Source organism: Bradyrhizobium sp. USDA 4541 (assembly GCF_024171085.1).
Classification (GTDB): Bacteria; Pseudomonadota; Alphaproteobacteria; order Rhizobiales; family Xanthobacteraceae; genus Bradyrhizobium; species Bradyrhizobium australafricanum.
Genome location: NZ_JALJZF010000001.1, coordinates 7,447,887 through 7,464,104, shown reverse-complemented (window position 1 = coordinate 7,464,104; position 16,218 = coordinate 7,447,887). Strand labels below are relative to the sequence as shown.

Sequence of the window (16,218 nt, the reverse complement as noted above, 5' to 3'; positions counted from 1 at the left end):
TGACAGAGGGCCAATTCCCGTGACCGCAATCGCTCCGCAAATGCGCATCCTGATCATCGAAGACGACCGTGAGTCAGCCGACTATCTGGTCAAGGCATTCCGCGAAGTCGGCTATATCGCCGATCTCGCCTCCGATGGCGAGGAAGGGCTGTCGATGGCCGAGTCCGGCGACTACGACGTGCTGGTTGTGGATCGCATGCTGCCGAAGCGTGACGGCCTGTCGCTGATCGGCAGCCTGCGCGACAAGGGCAACCGGACGCCGGTCCTGATTCTCTCGGCGCTCGGCCAGGTCGATGACCGCATCAAGGGCCTGCGCGCCGGCGGCGACGACTACCTGCCGAAACCCTATTCCTTCGCCGAGCTGCTCGCGCGCGTCGAGGTGCTGTCGCGGCGCAATGTCGGCCCGGCCGAGGAGACGACCTACCGGGTCGGCGACCTCGAGCTCGATCGGCTTTCCCATCGCGTCGCCCGCGGCAAGGACGAGCTGACCTTGCAGCCGCGCGAGTTCCGCCTGCTCGAATATCTCATGAAGCATGCCGGGCAGGTGGTGACACGCACCATGCTGCTCGAGAATGTCTGGGATTATCATTTCGATCCGCAGACCAACGTCATCGACGTCCACATCTCGCGGCTGCGCTCCAAGATCGATAAGGGTTTTGAACGGCCGCTGCTGCATACCATCCGCGGTGCGGGGTATATGATCCGTGACGGCATTCGGTAAACTGATCCGGACCACGGCGTTTCGGCTGACGCTGGTCTACCTGTTCCTGTTCGCGCTGTTCGCCGCCTCGCTGCTGGCTTACTTCGCCTGGAACACGCGGCGGCTGATCACCGAGCAGATCACGACGACGGTCAACGTCGAGATCAGCGAGATCACCGACATCTACAACCGCCGCGGCCTGCGCGGCCTGCTGGGCACCATGGGCAATCGTGCGCTGCGGCCGGGTGCCAACCTCTATCTGGTGACGGCGCCGAACGGGCAGATGCTCGCCGGCAATGTCGGCGCGCTGGCACCGGGCGTGATGAGCGTGCAGGGCTGGACCGAGACCGCCTATCGCCGGCTCGACGACCAGGACAAGACCGATCACCGCGCGCTCGTGAAGGTCACCGAGATGGAGAACGGCTTCCGCCTGCTGGTCGGGCGCGACCTCGAGGAGCGGCGGCGGCTGTTCGGCATCGTCGCCAAGGCCGCGCAATGGTCGATCCTCGTCGTCGTCGTGCTCGGCATTGGCGGCGGCATCTTCGTCGCCCGCCGCGTGCTGCACCGGATCGACGCCATGACCGGCACCACCAAGCGCATCATGGCGGGCGATCTGTCCGGCCGGCTGCCGGTCGGCCGCAGCGGCGACGAGCTCGATCGCCTGGCGGAAAATCTCAATGCCATGCTCGAGCGCATCGAGGCGCTGATGACGGGGCTGAAGGAGGTCTCCGACAACATCGCCCATGACCTCAAGACGCCGCTGACGCGGCTGCGCAACCGCGCCGAGGAGGCGCTGGCGCGGTCGGGCTGCGAGGCCGACTATCGCGCGGCGCTGGAGCGGACCATCGAGGAATCCGACGGGCTGATCCGCACCTTCAACGCCCTGTTGATGATTGCGCGTGCCGAGTCCGGCCAGGCGCGCGGCAACATGGACGATTTCGACGGTGCCGATGTCGCCAACGGCATCCACGAACTGTACGAGCCGCTGGCCGAGGACGACGGCATGACGCTGCAGGTGAAGACCGTGCCGGCGCCGATTCACGGCAACCGCGAATTGATCAGCCAGGCGGTCGCCAACTTGGTCGAGAATGCCATCAAATACGGCAAGCCCGACGTCAGCGTGCAGCCGCTCAATGCGGATGCGCGGGAGATCCTGATCGAGGCGCGGCGCGAGGGCGACCAGGTCCTGCTCAGCGTCACCGACCACGGTCCGGGCATTCCCGAGGCCGACCGCAAGCACGCGGTCGAGCGCTTCGTCCGGCTCGAGGCGAGCCGGACCTTACCCGGTTCCGGTCTCGGCCTCAGCTTGGCCTCGGCGGTCGCCACGCTTCATGGCGGCGAGCTCAGGCTCGGCGATGCCCATCCGGGGCTGGTCGCCACCCTGGTGCTGCCCGCGCGGGCGGGCGGCAGTGACAGGCTTGCGGCTCAAACGCAGGATGTGCCACAGAAGGCGGCATGAATGCCGCCGCGCCGGGAAACGCGGATCGACATGGTCTGGCCGCGCGGTTCGCGGACGGACCGCGTGTCGCCGCGCCCACATCCGCCGATCAGCGCCTGACCGACTGGTTCGCCGAGCTCGAGCCGGCGCAATTGGCCGCGCTCAATGCGCTGCTTGAACATCCGTTCGCACGCGACATCCTGCGCGGCATCGCCGAGTTCTCGCCCTACCTGTTCGAGCTCGCGCGTGCCGACGCCGCGCGGCTGATCCGGATCCTGTCATGCGACCCGGAGTCGCATCTGGCCAACCTGATCGAGACGACGTCGCGCGAGGTGCTCGCCGCCGGCAGCGAGGCCGACGTGATGGTTCCGCTTCGCCGCATGAAGGCGGAGGCCGCGCTGATGATCGCGCTGTGCGACATCGGCGGCATCTGGCCGGTGATGCGGGTGACGGCGGCGCTGACCGACGTCGCGGTGAATTCGGTGCAATCGGCGCTGCGATATCTGTTCCGGCAGGAAGTGGCCCGCGGCCGGATGACCGCGGCCGATCCCGATCACCCCGAAGCAGGTTCGGGCCTGATCGTGCTCGCGATGGGCAAGATGGGGGCCGGCGAGCTGAACTATTCCAGCGACATCGACCTGATCGTGTTCTTCGATCGCGCGGCCACCTCGCTCGCCGAGGACATTGAGCCGCAGCCGTTCTTCGTGCGCGTCACCCAGGCGATGGCGCGGATGCTACAGCAGCGCTCGGGCGACGGCTATGTGTTCCGGGTCGATCTCAGGCTGCGTCCGGACCCGGCCTCGACCCAGGTCGCGATCTCGACCGACGCGGCGTTGCATTATTACGAACGCGAGGGACGCACCTGGGAGCGTGCTGCGATGATCAAGGCGCGGCCCTGCGCCGGCGATCCCAAGGCCGGCGAGGCGCTGATCGCCGAGCTCGCGCCCTTTGTCTGGCGCAAGCATCTGGATTTTGCCGCGCTTGCCGATGTCCACGACATGAAGCGGCAGATGCAGACCTATCGCGGCCAGAGCGAGATCTCGGTCGAGGGCCATAACGTCAAGGTTGGCCGCGGCGGCATCCGCGAGATCGAGTTCTTCGCCCAGACCCAGCAGCTGATCGCTGGCGGCCGCCATCCGGAGTTGCGGGTGCGGCCGACGCTGGAGGCGCTCAACGTGCTCGCCAACAGCAACTGGATCACCTTTGAAGCGCGCGACGAATTGACGACGGCCTATGAATTCCTGCGCCGGGTCGAGCACCGGCTGCAGATGATCGCCGACGAGCAGACCCATTCGCTGCCCGAAGCGCCTGAGGATGTCGAGCGCTTTGCGCATTTCTTCGGCTACGAAAATCGCGAGGCCTTCGCCAGAGACCTGCTCGGCCAGCTCAAGATCGTGCAGAGCCACTATGGCAAGCTGTTCGAGGGCGACGATCCGACCGGCACCGCAAAGCTGCCGGATATCGACTACGGCGCCGGACCTGACGACGCCCGCCTGATCGAACATCTCGCCAATCTCGGCTTCAAGAAGCCCATTGCGGTTGCCGGCACCGTGCAGCAATGGATCGAGGGCGACTATCGCGCGCTGCGCGTCGAGGCGACGCGCGCCGCGTTCCTGGAATTCATTCCCGGCCTGATCGACGGCCTCGCGCATGCCGAGGAGCCGGACGATGCGGTGGCGGCGTTCGACCGTTTCCTCGGCGCGCTGCAGCGGGGCGGCCGGCTGATCTCGCTGCTCAGCCAGAACCGCGACTTCGTCGCGCTGGTGGCGCTGATCCTCGGCGCGGCACCGCGGCTCGGCGACATGCTGGCGCGGCAGCCGCAGATCATGGACGGCCTGGTCGATCCGCGCTTCTTCGGCGCGATGCCGGACAAGAAGGAACTGTCGGAGCGGCTGGCCGCCACGCTGCAGGATGCGTCGTCCTACGAGGATTTTCTCGATCGTCTGAGATTGTTCGGCCAGGAGAGCCTGTTCCTGATCGGCACGCGGATCCTGTCCGGCACGGTATCGGCGCAGCACGCCAGCACCGCCTTTGCCGATGTGGCCGAGGGGATCGTCCACACCGTGCACGGCCTCGTCACCGACCAGTTCGCCGCGCAATATGGCCGGATCAATGGGCAGGAGACCGCGATCGTCGCGATGGGGCGGCTCGGCAGCCGCGAGATGACGGCGTCCTCCGACCTCGATTTGATCCTGCTGTACGATTTCGATAGCGAGGCGCCGGACTCCGACGGCGAGCGCTCGCTGCATGGCGCGCAGTATTTTGCCCGCTTCACCCAGCGCCTGATCAGCGCCTTCACGACCCGGACCAATTACGGCGTGCTCTATGAGGTCGACATGCGGCTGCGCCCGTCGGGGCGCGCCGGCCCGGTCGCCTCGCGGATCGATTCGTTCTCCGACTACCAGGAGCGCGAGGCGTGGACCTGGGAGCACATGGCGCTGACGCGCGCCCGCGTGATCTCGTCGTCGCCGGAATTCCGCGAGAAGATCGAAGCGATCATCCGCAGCGTGCTGACCCGGCCGCGCGATGCGGCGTCGACCGCGGCCGACGTTGCCGACATGCGGCGCGCGATCGCGCTGGAGAAGGGCGAGGACGACGTCTGGGATCTCAAGCTCGCCGCCGGCGGGCTCGTCGACATCGATTTCATCGCGCAATATCTCCAGCTCGCGCATGCCGCGGTGAAGCCGGAAATCCTCAGCGTCTCCACGCTGCAGGTGCTCGACAATGCCGCCAAGCTCGGCCTGCTCGGCCAGTCCGAGGCGGAGATCCTGCGCTCGGCGGCGCGGCTCTATCATGACCTGACGCAGATCCTGCGGCTCTGCGTCACCGGCAAGTTCAATCCGGAGACCGCGGGCGAAGACCTGCTGCGCGTAATGGCGCGGGCCGGGGACACGCCGGACTTCTCCGCGCTGGAAGCCCGCCTGCGCGAGACCCAAAGCGAGGTGCGCCGCGTCTTCAACACGATCGTGGGGTAGGGGAAGCTACGATCTCAATCCCGTCATCCTGAGGAGCGCGTAGCGCGTCTCGAAGGATGCACGGCCACAGTCGGGCCGTCGACCCTTCGAGGCTCGCTCCGCTCGCACCTCAGGGTGACGGTGAGAAACAGTGTGGGGTTTGCAGTTCGCTACGCCTGCTGCTTCAACTTCTGCAAGGCATCGCGGACGTCGGGATCGAGGCCGGTGCCGCCGGCGTCGAGATGGGCGAAGATCTGCTTGCGCATCCGCGGATCCCAGAACTTCCAGATGTGCTCGGAAATGCCCTGCACGGCGCGATCGCGCCCCTGGCTCTGGAAGAATTTTCCGATCTGGTTCGCCATATAGACCAGTTTGTCAGGCGACGACGACATAAGCGGGCTCCTTGCCGGCCATCGCGCCTGTGACGCGTTCCGGATGCGTAAAGATTTCAAATCCATCGGCGCGAGCGATCGCGGCGAGCGTGATGCCGGCGGCATCCGCCATCCGCACCGCAAGCGCGGTCGGCGCCGACACCGCAGCGATCAGCGGCGCGCCGATCGCGGCGGTCTTCTGAACCATTTCGACCGAAACGCGGCTGGTGAGCAGCACCATGCCTTCGCCGGCCATGACCTTGTCGCGGGCCAGCGCGCCGGCGAGCTTGTCGAGCGCATTGTGGCGGCCGACATCCTCGCGCAGCGCCACGATGCCGCGCGCGCCCGTCCAGAACGCCGCGGCGTGCACGGCGCGGGTCTGGTGGTTGATCTCCTGCAGCGGCGCCACCGCCGCCATCGCCGCCATGATCTCGCGCGGCGAGAAGGCGCGGCCGGCGCGTACCACCGCGGCCGGCCGGACTGCCTCGCTGATGGAATCGAGTCCGCACAGGCCGCAGCCGGTCGGTCCGGCGATGTTGCGCCGTCGCTCGGCGATCCGCTCGGCCCTGTCAGGCCTGAGCCACATCCGAAGCTCGATGCCGTCATCGAGCTCGACGATGTCGAGGGTCTCGATCTCGTCGGCCGCTTGCACGATGCCTTCGCTCAGGCTGAAGCCCACGGCGAAATCGCCGAGGTCCTCGGGCGAGCCCATCATCACGGCGTAGGTGCCGCCATTATAGGTCAGCGCGAGCGGCGTCTCCTCCGGGATCAGGCGCGCGCCGTCGCTGAAGACGCCGTTGCGCCAGACCTTCCGGTTCGCCTGATAGACGGGCTCGCGCATCGCTATTCCGCGGCTTCCACCACCGGCGCGGCGATGCGGCGGGAGTGGCGAGCCTGCTCGTCATAGGCCTTCTGCCAGTCGGACGGACCGTTCGACGGCGAGATCTGCACTGCGGTGACCTTGTACTCGGGACAGTTGGTGGCCCAGTCCGAGAAATCAGTCGTGATGACGTTGGCCTGGGTGTCAGGGTGGTGGAACGTGGTGTAGACAACGCCCGGCGCCACGCGGTCGGTGATCTCGGCGCGCAGCGTGGTCTCGCCGGCGCGGCTCGCCAGCCGCACCCAGTCGCCGTCGCGCACGCCGCGCTGCTCGGCGTCGTGCGGATGGATCTCCAGCCGGTCCTCGGCGTGCCACACCACGTTCTCGGTGCGGCGGGTCTGCGCGCCGACATTGTACTGGCTGAGGATGCGGCCGGTGGTGAGCAGCAGCGGGTAGCGCGGGCCGGTGCGTTCGTCGGTCGCGATATATTCGGTGAGGATGAACTTGCCCTTGCCGCGCACGAAGCCGCCGATATGCATCACCGGGGTGCCTTCCGGCGCCTTTTCGTTGCAGGGCCACTGCACCGAGCCGAGCTCGTCGAGCCTGGCATAGGAGACGCCCGCGAAGGTCGGCGTCAGCGCGGCGATCTCGTCCATGATCTCGGATGGATGGGTGTAGTTCATCTCGAAGCCCATCGCCTTGCCGAGCATGATCGTCACTTCCCAGTCGGCGTAGCCGTTGAGCGGCGTCATCACCTTGCGGACGCGCTGGATGCGGCGTTCGGCATTGGTGAAGGTGCCGTCCTTCTCGAGGAAGGTCGAGCCGGGCAGGAAGACATGGGCGTAGTTCGCGGTCTCGTTCAGGAAGAGATCGTGGATGATGACGCATTCCATCGCCGACAGCGCCGCCACCACATGCTTGGTGTTGGGGTCGGACTGCAGGATGTCCTCGCCCTGCACGTAGAGACCCATGAAGCTGCCTTCGATGGCGGCGTCGAACATGTTCGGGATGCGCAGGCCCGGCTCGTTGTTGAGCTTGACGTTCCACATCGCCTCGAACTGCTCGCGCACCGCATCGCCGGCGATGTGGCGGTAGCCCGGCAGCTCGTGCGGGAACGAGCCCATGTCGCAGGAGCCCTGCACGTTGTTCTGGCCGCGCAGCGGATTCACGCCGACGCCGGGCCGGCCGATATTGCCGGTCGCCATCGCGAGGTTGGCGATCGCAATCACCGTGGTCGAGCCCTGGCTGTGCTCGGTGACGCCGAGCCCGTAATAGATCGCGCCGTTGCCGCCGGTGGCATAGATTCGTGCCGCCTCGCGCAGCGCCTTCGGATCGACGCCGGTCATGATCGCGGTGGCTTCCGGGCTGTGCTTGGAATCGGCGACGAAAGCCGCCCAATCCTGGAACTCGCTCCAGTCGCAGCGCTCGCGCACGAAGGTCTCATCGACGAGCCCTTCGGTGACGATGACATGGGCGAGCGCGGTGAGCACGGCGACGTTGGTGCCGGGCATCAGCGGCAGATGCAGCGCCTTCACGTGCGGCGATTCCACCATCTCGGTGCGGCGCGGATCGATCACGATCAGCCTGGCGCCCTGGCGCAGCCGCTTCTTCAGCCGCGAGGCGAACACCGGATGGGCGGACGCCGGATTGGCGCCGATGATCAGCACGACGTCGGTGTCCTCCACCGAATCGAAATCCTGCGTGCCGGCCGAAGTCCCGAAGGTTTGCGACAGGCCGTAGCCGGTCGGCGAATGGCAGACGCGGGCGCAGGTGTCGACATTGTTGTTGCCGAAGCCGGCGCGGATCAGCTTCTGCACCAGATAGGTTTCTTCATTGGTGCAGCGTGACGAGGTGATGCCGCCGACCGCGTCGCGGCCGTATTTCTGCTGGATGCCCTTGAACTTCGCGGCGGCGAAATTCAGCGCATCGTCCCACGACACTTCCTGCCAGGGATCCTCGATCCGCTCGCGGATCATCGGCTTCAGGATGCGCTCCTTGTGGGTGGTGTAACCCCAGGCGAAGCGGCCCTTGACGCAGGAATGGCCGCGATTGGCCTTGCCGTCCTTCCACGGCACCATGCGTACCACTTCCTCGCCGCGCATCTCGGCCTTGAAGGCGCAGCCCACGCCGCAATAGGCACAGGTGGTGACGACCGAGTGTTCGGGCTGGCCGATCTCGATCACGGATTTCTCGGTCAGCGTCGCGGTCGGGCAGGCCTGCACGCAGGCGCCGCAGGACACGCATTCCGAGCCGAGGAAGCTTTCGTTCATGCCGGGCGAGACGCGGCTGTCGAAGCCGCGGCCGGAGATCGTCAGCGCGAAGGTGCCTTGCACTTCCTCGCAGGCGCGGACGCAGCGCGAGCAGACGATGCACTTCGAGGGATCGTAGGTGAAGTACGGATTGGACTCGTCCTTCGGCATCCAGTTGTCGTTTTCGCAGCCGTGCGATTTGGCGAAGACGTGGTTCTCGCCTTCATAGCCGTAGCGCACGTCGCGCAGGCCGACGGCACCCGCCATGTCCTGCAATTCGCAGTCGCCGTTCGCGGCGCAGGTCAGGCAGTCCAGCGGGTGGTCGGAGATGTAGAGCTCCATCACGCCCTTGCGCAGCTTCTTCAGCCGCTCGCTCTGGGTGTGCACGACGAGGCCGGGCATGACCGGCGTCGTGCAGGAGGCCGGCGTGCCGGCGCGGCCCTCGATCTCGACGAGGCAGAGCCGGCAGGAGCCGAAGGCGTCGACCATGTCGGTCGCGCAGAGCTTTGGAATCTGGGTGCCGGCTTCCATCGCCGCGCGCATGATCGAGGTGCCTTCGGGCACCGTGATCTGATTGCCGTCGATGGTCAGCGTGACCATCGTCTCGGATTTGGATTTGGGCGTGCCGAAATCGGTTTCCTGGATCAGCGACATCGTGATTTCCTTGCTATTCCGCGGCCTGCAGCCGGGCCGGTGCGGGACCTAGATCTCCGCCGAAATCTTCCCGGAAGTGTTTCAGTGCGCTCATCACGGGGTAGGGCGTGAAGCCGCCGAGTGCGCACAGCGAGCCGAATTTCATGGTGTTGCAGAGGTCTTCGACAACAGCGAGGTTTTCCGCCACGCGCTCGCCATTGATGATCTTGTTGATGGTCTCGACGCCGCGGGTCGAGCCGATCCGGCACGGCGTGCACTTGCCGCAGGATTCGACCGCGCAGAATTCCATCGCAAAGCGGGCCTGCTTCGCCATGTCGACGCTGTCGTCGAACACCACGATCCCGCCATGGCCGATCAGGCCGTCGCGCGCGGCGAACGCTTCATAGTCGAACGGCGTGTCGAACAGCGCGCGCGGGAAGTAGGCCCCGAGCGGGCCGCCGACTTGAACCGCGCGCACCTCGCGCCCGGTGAAGGTGCCGCCGCCGATCTCGTCGACGAGTTCGCCGAGCGTGACGCCGAAGGCGGTCTCGAACAGCCCGCCATATCTGATGTTGCCGGCGAGCTGGATCGGCATCGTGCCGCGCGAGCGGCCCATGCCGAAATCGGCGTAGGCCTTGGCGCCGTTGTCGAGGATGAAGGGAATCGCCGCGAACGACAGCACGTTGTTGATCACGCTCGGGCGGCCGAACAGGCCCTTATGCGCCGGCAGCGGCGGCTTGGCCCGCACGATGCCGCGGCGGCCCTCGAGGCTTTCCAGCAACGAGGTCTCTTCGCCGCAGACATAAGCGCCGGCGCCGACCCGCACCTCGAGATCGAACTCATGGGCGGAGCCGCCGATGCGCTTGCCGAGCAAGCCGGCGCGGCGGGCGACCACGATCGCCGCGTTCATCGCTTCGACCGCGTGCGGATATTCCGAGCGGATGTAGATGTAGCCCTTGGTGGCGCCTACCGTGATACCTGCGATCGTCATGCCCTCGATCACGACGAAGGGGTCGCCTTCCATGATCATGCGGTCGGCGAAGGTGCCGCTGTCGCCTTCGTCTGCGTTGCAGACGATGTATTTGCGATCAGCGCTGGCCTGCGCCACGGTCTTCCACTTGATGCCGGTGGGGAAGCCGGCGCCGCCGCGGCCGCGCAGACCGGACGTCGTGACGTCGGCGAGGATCTGGTCGGAGGTCAGCGTCAGCGCCCGCTCCAGGCCCTTGTAGCCGCCATGGGCGCGGTAATCGTCGACCGAGCGCGGATCGATCACGCCGCAGCGGGCGAAGGTCAGCCGGGTCTGGCGCTTCAGCCAGGGAATCTCGTCCGTGACCCCAAGCCGCAGCGCGTGCTGACCGTTGCCGGCCATCGCGTCGAGCAGGGGTGGAACGTCCGCCGGCGTCACCGGGCCGAACGCGACGCGACCCTGGGCGGTCGCCAGTTCGACCAGCGGCTCCAGCCAGTACAGCCCGCGCGAACCGGTCCTGACGATCTCGATCGGCATGCCGCGCGCTGCTGCGGCCTGCTCGAAGGCGAGGGCGACGTCGTCGGCGCCGACGGCAACCGCACCGGCGTCGCGGGGAATGAAGATCCGCATTGTCATCGCTGTGCCTCCGCGACCAGCGCGTCGATCCGCGCTTCGTCGAGCCGGCCGACCACGCGGCCATCCAGCATCGCCGAGGGCGCGGTGGCGCACAGCCCGAGGCAGTAGATCGGCTCCAGCGTCACGCGGTCATCCTCCGTGGTATTGCCCAGGGCAACGCCGAGCTTGGCTTCCGCGCGCGCCGCGAGCGCATCACCGCCGGCGGCCTGGCAGGCCTCGGCGCGGCACAGCTTGAGGACGTGGCGGCCCGCAGGTTGCTTCCGGAAATCATGGTAGAAGGTGAACACGCCGTGCACCTCGGCGCGCGACAGGTTGAGCGCCTCCGCCACCATCGGGATCGCAGGCTCCGGCACGTAGCCGAAGGCCTCCTGCAGCGCGTGCAGGATCACCAGCGTGGCGCCTTCGAGCCCGGCGTGCTCGGCGATGATTTCAGCGCCGCGCGCCTTGTCCCAAGGTTCGTATCCCACCGTCATCAGCGCTTCTCACGATCAGTTTTTTGCTTCGCACATGAGAGTTGGAATCCTTCGAAACATCAATAAAGCTGTCTCATGCGGCGATTGCGAAACGCGATTAATAGCGCTGTCGAATGGATCGATGCGGGATCGTAATAATGTTCTGGAATCGCGCACTTCCGGGGCGCTTTGGATTTCGGGATCGCACCCCGATCGTGCTACCTATGGACGTGTTGGGCTGCCGCTTGGGGCGCCGTTTTCCGAAGGGATTTGAACCTTGATCGACAAGCTGGAACTTCTGCTGGCGCTGGCCAAGGAACGGCACTTTGGCCGGGCTGCGGAGGCGTGCGGCGTCACCCAGCCGACGATGTCGACCAGTCTCAAGCAGCTCGAGGAAATCCTCGGCGTCATGCTGGTGCAGCGCGGATCCCGCTTCCAGGGCTTCACGCCGGAAGGGGAGCGGACGCTGGACTGGGCGCGGCGCATCGTCGGCGATGCGCGCGCGATGAAGCAGGAGATCAACAGCCTCAAGGACAAGCTGTCGGGCGAGATCCGGATCGCGGCGATCCCGACCGCGCTCGGCATGGTGGCCTCGCTGACCACGCCGTTCCGGGCGCGCCATCCCGATGTGCGGTTCCGCATCCAGTCGTGCACGTCGGCCGACGTGCTCGGCCTGCTCGAGAATCTCGAGGTCGATGCCGGGCTGACCTATATCGAGAACGAGCCGATCGGCAAGGTCCGCACCATCCCGCTCTATAACGAGAGCTATCGCTTGCTGACGGCGCCGGATGCGATGTTCGGCGACCGCAAGCAGGTGACGTGGAAGGAAGTCGGCACCGTGCCGCTCTGTCTGCTCACGCCCGACATGCAGAACCGCCGCATCATCGATCGCGCGCTGACCTCGGTCGGCGCGGAGGCGACGCCGACGCTGACGTCGAACTCACTGCTCGTGCTCTACACCCACGTGAAGACCGGCCGCTGGGCCAGCGTGATGCCGGCCAAGCTCGCCGAGACGCTCGGCCTTGCGGATGCGGTGCGCAGCATTCCGATCGTCGATCCGGTCGTGGACTACAGCATCGGCCTCGTGATCCCGCAGCGCGATCCGATGACGCCGCTGATCGCAGCCTTGGTGCAGGTCGCACGCGAGGTCGCGCCGACGCTCGAGAGCGCGTAGCTCTCGGCATTCCTTCGTAGCCTTTCCGCCACGGTTCCGGCACAGCAGCAACCGACCACGCGTTGTGTGGTTGCGTTGAAGCAAGTCCTGGTGTTCAGCCGCGAACAATCTTCGCTTGCTCGCAGCAAAGATGGAACTCAGCGCCGGCTCGGCGGTTGCATTGCGGCGTCCCGATCAGCGAGCAGGAGCTGCTTTGAATCGTCGCCAGTTACTCCACGGATCGGCCGTATTGCCGACACTCATGTTCTTGCCACAGCGCCAGGCCGCCGCCGCAGCGAGCGCGACGGACGCACCCTTCAACCCAGGCATGGTCAGGGAGCTTGCGCGCAATCTCGCCGGCAAGTCGTTCGAGGCGCCGGACGAGAAGTTGCCGAACGGCCTGACGGACCTCAACTACGACCAGTACCGCTCGATCCGCTTCACGCCCGAGCGCGCGCTGTGGCGCGGCGCGAAGCTGCCGTTCGAGGCGCAGTTCTTCCACCGCGGCTTCTTCTACAAGAACAAGGTCAAGATCTTCGAGGTCGCCGACGGCAAGGTCAGCGAAGTCAAGTACAGCAAGGACATGTTCACGTTCGGCGAGACCGTACCTGACTTCACCGAGACCGATCTCGGCTTTGCCGGATTTCGCATCCACGCGCCGATCAACAAGCCGAACTACTATGACGAGGTCTGCGTCTTCCTCGGCGCGAGCTATTTCCGCGCGGTCGCCAAGGACGAGACCTACGGCCTGTCGGCGCGCGGCCTGTCGATCGATACCGGCGAAGCCAAGGGCGAGGAGTTTCCGTTCTTCAAGGCGTTCTGGCTCGAGCGTCCCGTGCCCAACGCGACCTCGCTGGTCATTCACGCCTTGCTCGACAGCAAGAGCTGCGCGGCAAGCTACCGCTTCACGATCAGGCCTGGAGCGACCACGGTGTTCGATGTCGAGGCATCGCTCTATCCGCGTGCCGATCTCGAGCACGTGGGCCTTGCGCCGATGACGAGCATGTTCTTCTTCGGGCCCAACGATCGCAACGAGGTCGACGACTTCAGGCCGTCGGTGCACGATTCGGACGGGCTTGCGATCTACAACGGCAAGGGCGAGAGCCTGTGGCGCCCGCTGAGCAATCCGCGCGACCTCCAGATCAGCACGTTCCAGGACGTCAATCCGCATGGCTTCGGTCTGATGCAGCGCGAGAAGAATTTCTTCGCCTATCAGGACATCGAATCGCGCTTCGAGAAGCGTCCGAGCTTGTGGGTCGAGCCGATCGGCGACTGGGGCGAGGGCGCGGTCATCCTGTTCGAGATCCCGACCAAGGAAGAGATCCACGACAACATCGCCGCGTTCTGGCGGCCGAAGGCGCCGCTCAAGGCCAAGAGCGAGACCAATTTCACCTATCGCCTGCATTGGGGGCCGGATGCGCCGAAGCCGCATTCGCTCGCGCGCTTCACGCGCAGCGGCATCGGCGCGCATGGCGAGAACAGCAAGCTGTTCGTGCTCGACCTGTTCGGTGACAATCTGAAGGGGATCGATCCCGGCAGCGTCAAGGGCGTCGTGACGGCCGAGAAGTCCGAGATCACGAATGTCGTCACGCAGCCAAATCCGAATACCGGCGGATGGCGGCTCAGCTTCCAATGTGCCGTCAAGAAGGACCCGGTCGAGCTGCGTGCGCATCTGGCGCAGGATGACAAGCCGCTCTCCGAGATCTGGGTCTATCGATGGGCGCCATAGTCACGTCGCCTCAGTCCGACGTCGCCGCGGCGGCCGACGGCTTCCTGCCACAAGAGAGCCCGCTTGCGATGTCGGCGGCCGATCTCGGCCGGCCGCCGCATGCGGTGAGCACGCCGGTGTCGGTCGGCGCGGGCATGTTGATGCGCCGCGCGTTCGTCCTGATGCTGACGGCGGCGCTGACCGGTGCCGGCGCCTACGAGATGTACATGGTGGTCCAGGTCGGCGGCGTGACGATCATGGAAGGCATGGTGCTGGTGCTGTTCGTCGCGCTGCTCGCCTGGATCGCGTTTTCGTTCGCTTCGGCGCTCGCCGGCTTCTTCGCTCTGCTTCGCCGCAACGGCAACGCCTTGCCGATCCGCGACGACGGTCCCTTGCCGCAGCTCGCGAGCCGGACCGCGGTCCTGCTCCCGACCTACAACGAGAATCCGCATCAATTGATGGCGCGCCTGCGCGCCATCTACGAGTCCGTCGAGGCGACCGGGCAGGGCGACAGCTTCGACTGGTTCGTGCTCAGCGACACCCGCGATCCCGATATCTGGATCGCCGAGGAGAGGGCGTTTCTCGAATTGTGCGAGGCCTGCGGCGCGCAACGGCTGTTCTACCGGCATCGCGCCGACAATACGGCGCGGAAGTCCGGCAATGTCGGCGAGTGGATCACGCGGTTCGGCGGCGCCTATCGGTTCATGATCGTGCTCGACGCCGACAGCCTGATGTCGGGCGACACCATGGTGCGGATGGCGCACGCCATGGAGACCAATCCGCAGGCGGCGCTGCTGCAGACGCTGCCGGTCATCGTCAATGCGCGCAGCCTGTTCAGCCGCCTGCAGCAGTTTGCCGGCCGGCTCTACGGGCCGATGGTCGCGGCCGGTGTCGCGTGGTGGCACGGCTCCGAGGGCAATTACTGGGGGCACAATGCCATCATCAGGATCGAGGCATTTGCGGAGCAGGCGGGGCTGCCCGAGCTCTCCGGACGCAAGCCGTTCGGCGGACATATCCTGAGCCACGACTTCGTCGAGGCGGCGCTGATGCGGCGCGCCGGCTGGGGCATCTACATGGCCCCGATGCTCGGCGGCAGTTTTGAGGAGGTGCCGCCGTCGCTATTGGATTTTGCCGCGCGCGACCGCCGCTGGTGCCAGGGCAATCTGCAGCATCTCGCCGTGCTGAGGACGCGCCGGTTGCATTGGATCTCGCGGCTGCATTTCATGACCGGGATCGGCTCCTACATCACCGCGCCACTCTGGCTGTCGTTCTTGCTGCTCGGAATCCTGATCTCGTTGCAGGCGCGCTTCATTCGGCCCGAATATTTTCCGAAGGGTTTTTCGCTGTTCCCGAACTGGCCGGCGCAGGACCCGGTGCTCGCCGCCTGGGTATTTGGCCTCACCATGGCGCTGCTGATCGTGCCGAAGCTGCTCGGCTTCATCCTGTTGCTGACGCGCTCGGATACGCGCCGGCAATTCGGCGGCGGGTTCCGGGCGCTGACGGGCGTGCTCGCCGAGGTGCTGATCTCGGCGATGATCGCGCCGGTCATGATGGTGTTCCAGTCGATCGCCGTCGTCGAGATCCTGCTCGGCCGGGACGCCGGCTGGCAGACGCAGCGGCGCGACGACGGCGCGGTCGAGCGGCGGGAGTTGTATCGGAAGTATGGCGTTCCCACCGCCTGCGGTGTCGCGATGGCGATAAGCGCCTGGGCGGTGTCGCTGCCGCTGTTGCTGTGGATGTCGCCGGTGATCGTTGGCCTGCTGTTTGCGATTCCGATCGGCGCCTGGACCGCCCGGCCGGCGATGCACGCGCTGTTCGTGACGCCGGAGGAAGCTAAGCCGCCACGCGTGCTGGTCCGCGCCAATGAGCTGGCGGCGTCGCCGGCACACGCATCGGCCCCTGCGCTCGCGACGTTGCGGCAGGATTCCGGGCTGTTGCAGCGCCATCTCTCGTCGCTGCCGCCGGCGCGGCGCGGCGGTCCGGGCGAGATCGATCTTCATCTCGCGGTGGCGCGTGCGCGGATCGAGGCAAGCGACAGCTTCGACCAGGCGGTCCGCCATCTCACGCCTCGCGAGACGTTGGCCGTGCTCGGTGATTCCGCGCTGCTGGAAGGGGTGCTTGCGAAGTAGTGGGGGGC

11 protein-coding genes are annotated in these 16,218 nt (G+C 66.3%); 6 read left to right on the top strand and 5 right to left on the bottom strand.

All coding sequences use genetic code 11. From position 1 onward, the window contains the following. Positions 1-40 precede the first annotated feature (40 nt). The 3 genes from J2R80_RS36025 to J2R80_RS36015 are packed head-to-tail and all read left to right on the top strand — an operon-like array spanning position 41 to position 5,113. Positions 41-721, top strand: a complete 681-nt coding sequence (locus tag J2R80_RS36025) for a response regulator transcription factor (protein ID WP_028331552.1) — start codon at positions 41-43, stop codon at positions 719-721. After that, complete coding sequence (locus J2R80_RS36020; protein ID WP_057020254.1) at positions 705-2,159, top strand: ATP-binding protein; 1,455 nt, start codon at positions 705-707, stop codon at positions 2,157-2,159. The genes J2R80_RS36025 and J2R80_RS36020 overlap by 17 nt, the downstream gene beginning before the upstream one ends. Further along, entirely contained in the window at positions 2,156-5,113 is a 2,958-nt protein-coding gene (locus tag J2R80_RS36015; RefSeq protein ID WP_253640260.1) for a bifunctional [glutamine synthetase] adenylyltransferase/[glutamine synthetase]-adenylyl-L-tyrosine phosphorylase, read from the top strand. Before J2R80_RS36020 ends, J2R80_RS36015 begins: the two co-directional genes overlap by 4 nt. A 149-nt stretch (positions 5,114-5,262) precedes the next feature. Here the strand turns inward: J2R80_RS36015 and J2R80_RS36010 are convergent, their stop codons facing one another. The 5 genes from J2R80_RS36010 to J2R80_RS35990 are packed head-to-tail and all read right to left on the bottom strand — an operon-like array spanning position 5,263 to position 11,241. Further along, a complete protein-coding gene (locus tag J2R80_RS36010) occupies positions 5,263-5,484 on the bottom strand; it encodes a formate dehydrogenase subunit delta (protein ID WP_028331549.1) in 222 nt (73 codons plus the stop codon). After that, positions 5,468-6,304: a formate dehydrogenase accessory sulfurtransferase FdhD gene (gene fdhD, locus J2R80_RS36005; RefSeq protein ID WP_141340902.1), complete on the bottom strand. Its 837-nt coding sequence runs from the start codon at positions 6,302-6,304 to the stop codon at positions 5,468-5,470. Before fdhD ends, J2R80_RS36010 begins: the two co-directional genes overlap by 17 nt. Positions 6,305-6,306: 2 nt before the next feature. Next, a complete protein-coding gene (gene fdhF, locus J2R80_RS36000) occupies positions 6,307-9,186 on the bottom strand; it encodes a formate dehydrogenase subunit alpha (RefSeq protein WP_141340901.1) in 2,880 nt (959 codons plus the stop codon). Between the two features lie 13 nt (positions 9,187-9,199). Further along, positions 9,200-10,768, bottom strand: coding sequence for an NADH-quinone oxidoreductase subunit NuoF (locus J2R80_RS35995; protein WP_141340900.1), 1,569 nt, complete (start codon positions 10,766-10,768; stop codon positions 9,200-9,202). Continuing rightward, positions 10,765-11,241 carry a formate dehydrogenase subunit gamma gene (locus J2R80_RS35990; protein WP_141340899.1) on the bottom strand — a complete coding sequence of 159 codons (477 nt, stop codon included), beginning with the start codon at positions 11,239-11,241 and terminating at the stop codon, positions 10,765-10,767. Before J2R80_RS35990 ends, J2R80_RS35995 begins: the two co-directional genes overlap by 4 nt. A gap of 256 nt (positions 11,242-11,497) precedes the next feature. Here J2R80_RS35990 and J2R80_RS35985 point away from each other — a divergent pair, with 256 nt between their 5' ends. From J2R80_RS35985 to mdoH, 3 genes are all read left to right on the top strand, one after another. Further along, complete coding sequence (locus tag J2R80_RS35985; RefSeq protein ID WP_018270739.1) at positions 11,498-12,394, top strand: LysR family transcriptional regulator; 897 nt, start codon at positions 11,498-11,500, stop codon at positions 12,392-12,394. 241 nt (positions 12,395-12,635) lie between these two features. Next, entirely contained in the window at positions 12,636-14,102 is a 1,467-nt protein-coding gene (locus tag J2R80_RS35980; protein WP_141340898.1) for a glucan biosynthesis protein G, read from the top strand. Continuing rightward, on the top strand, positions 14,090-16,210 hold the full coding sequence (gene mdoH, locus J2R80_RS35975; RefSeq protein WP_141340897.1) for a glucans biosynthesis glucosyltransferase MdoH: 2,121 nt from the start codon (positions 14,090-14,092) through the stop codon (positions 16,208-16,210). The genes J2R80_RS35980 and mdoH overlap by 13 nt, the downstream gene beginning before the upstream one ends. Positions 16,211-16,218: the final 8 nt, after the last annotated feature.

What these genes read in the sequence shown, in the direction of transcription:
- J2R80_RS36025 (WP_028331552.1), top strand. Translation starts at nt 41, where the DNA reads ATGCGCATCCTGATCATCGAAGACGACCGTGAGTCAGCCGACTATCTG.
- J2R80_RS36015 (WP_253640260.1), top strand. Translation starts at nt 2,156, where the DNA reads ATGAATGCCGCCGCGCCGGGAAACGCGGATCGACATGGTCTGGCCGCG.
- J2R80_RS36010 (WP_028331549.1), bottom strand. Translation starts at nt 5,484, where the DNA reads ATGTCGTCGTCGCCTGACAAACTGGTCTATATGGCGAACCAGATCGGA.
- fdhD (WP_141340902.1), bottom strand. Translation starts at nt 6,304, where the DNA reads ATGCGCGAGCCCGTCTATCAGGCGAACCGGAAGGTCTGGCGCAACGGC.
- fdhF (WP_141340901.1), bottom strand. Translation starts at nt 9,186, where the DNA reads ATGTCGCTGATCCAGGAAACCGATTTCGGCACGCCCAAATCCAAATCC.
- J2R80_RS35995 (WP_141340900.1), bottom strand. Translation starts at nt 10,768, where the DNA reads ATGACAATGCGGATCTTCATTCCCCGCGACGCCGGTGCGGTTGCCGTC.
- J2R80_RS35990 (WP_141340899.1), bottom strand. Translation starts at nt 11,241, where the DNA reads ATGACGGTGGGATACGAACCTTGGGACAAGGCGCGCGGCGCTGAAATC.
- J2R80_RS35980 (WP_141340898.1), top strand. Translation starts at nt 12,636, where the DNA reads ATGTTCTTGCCACAGCGCCAGGCCGCCGCCGCAGCGAGCGCGACGGAC.
- mdoH (WP_141340897.1), top strand. Translation starts at nt 14,090, where the DNA reads ATGGGCGCCATAGTCACGTCGCCTCAGTCCGACGTCGCCGCGGCGGCC.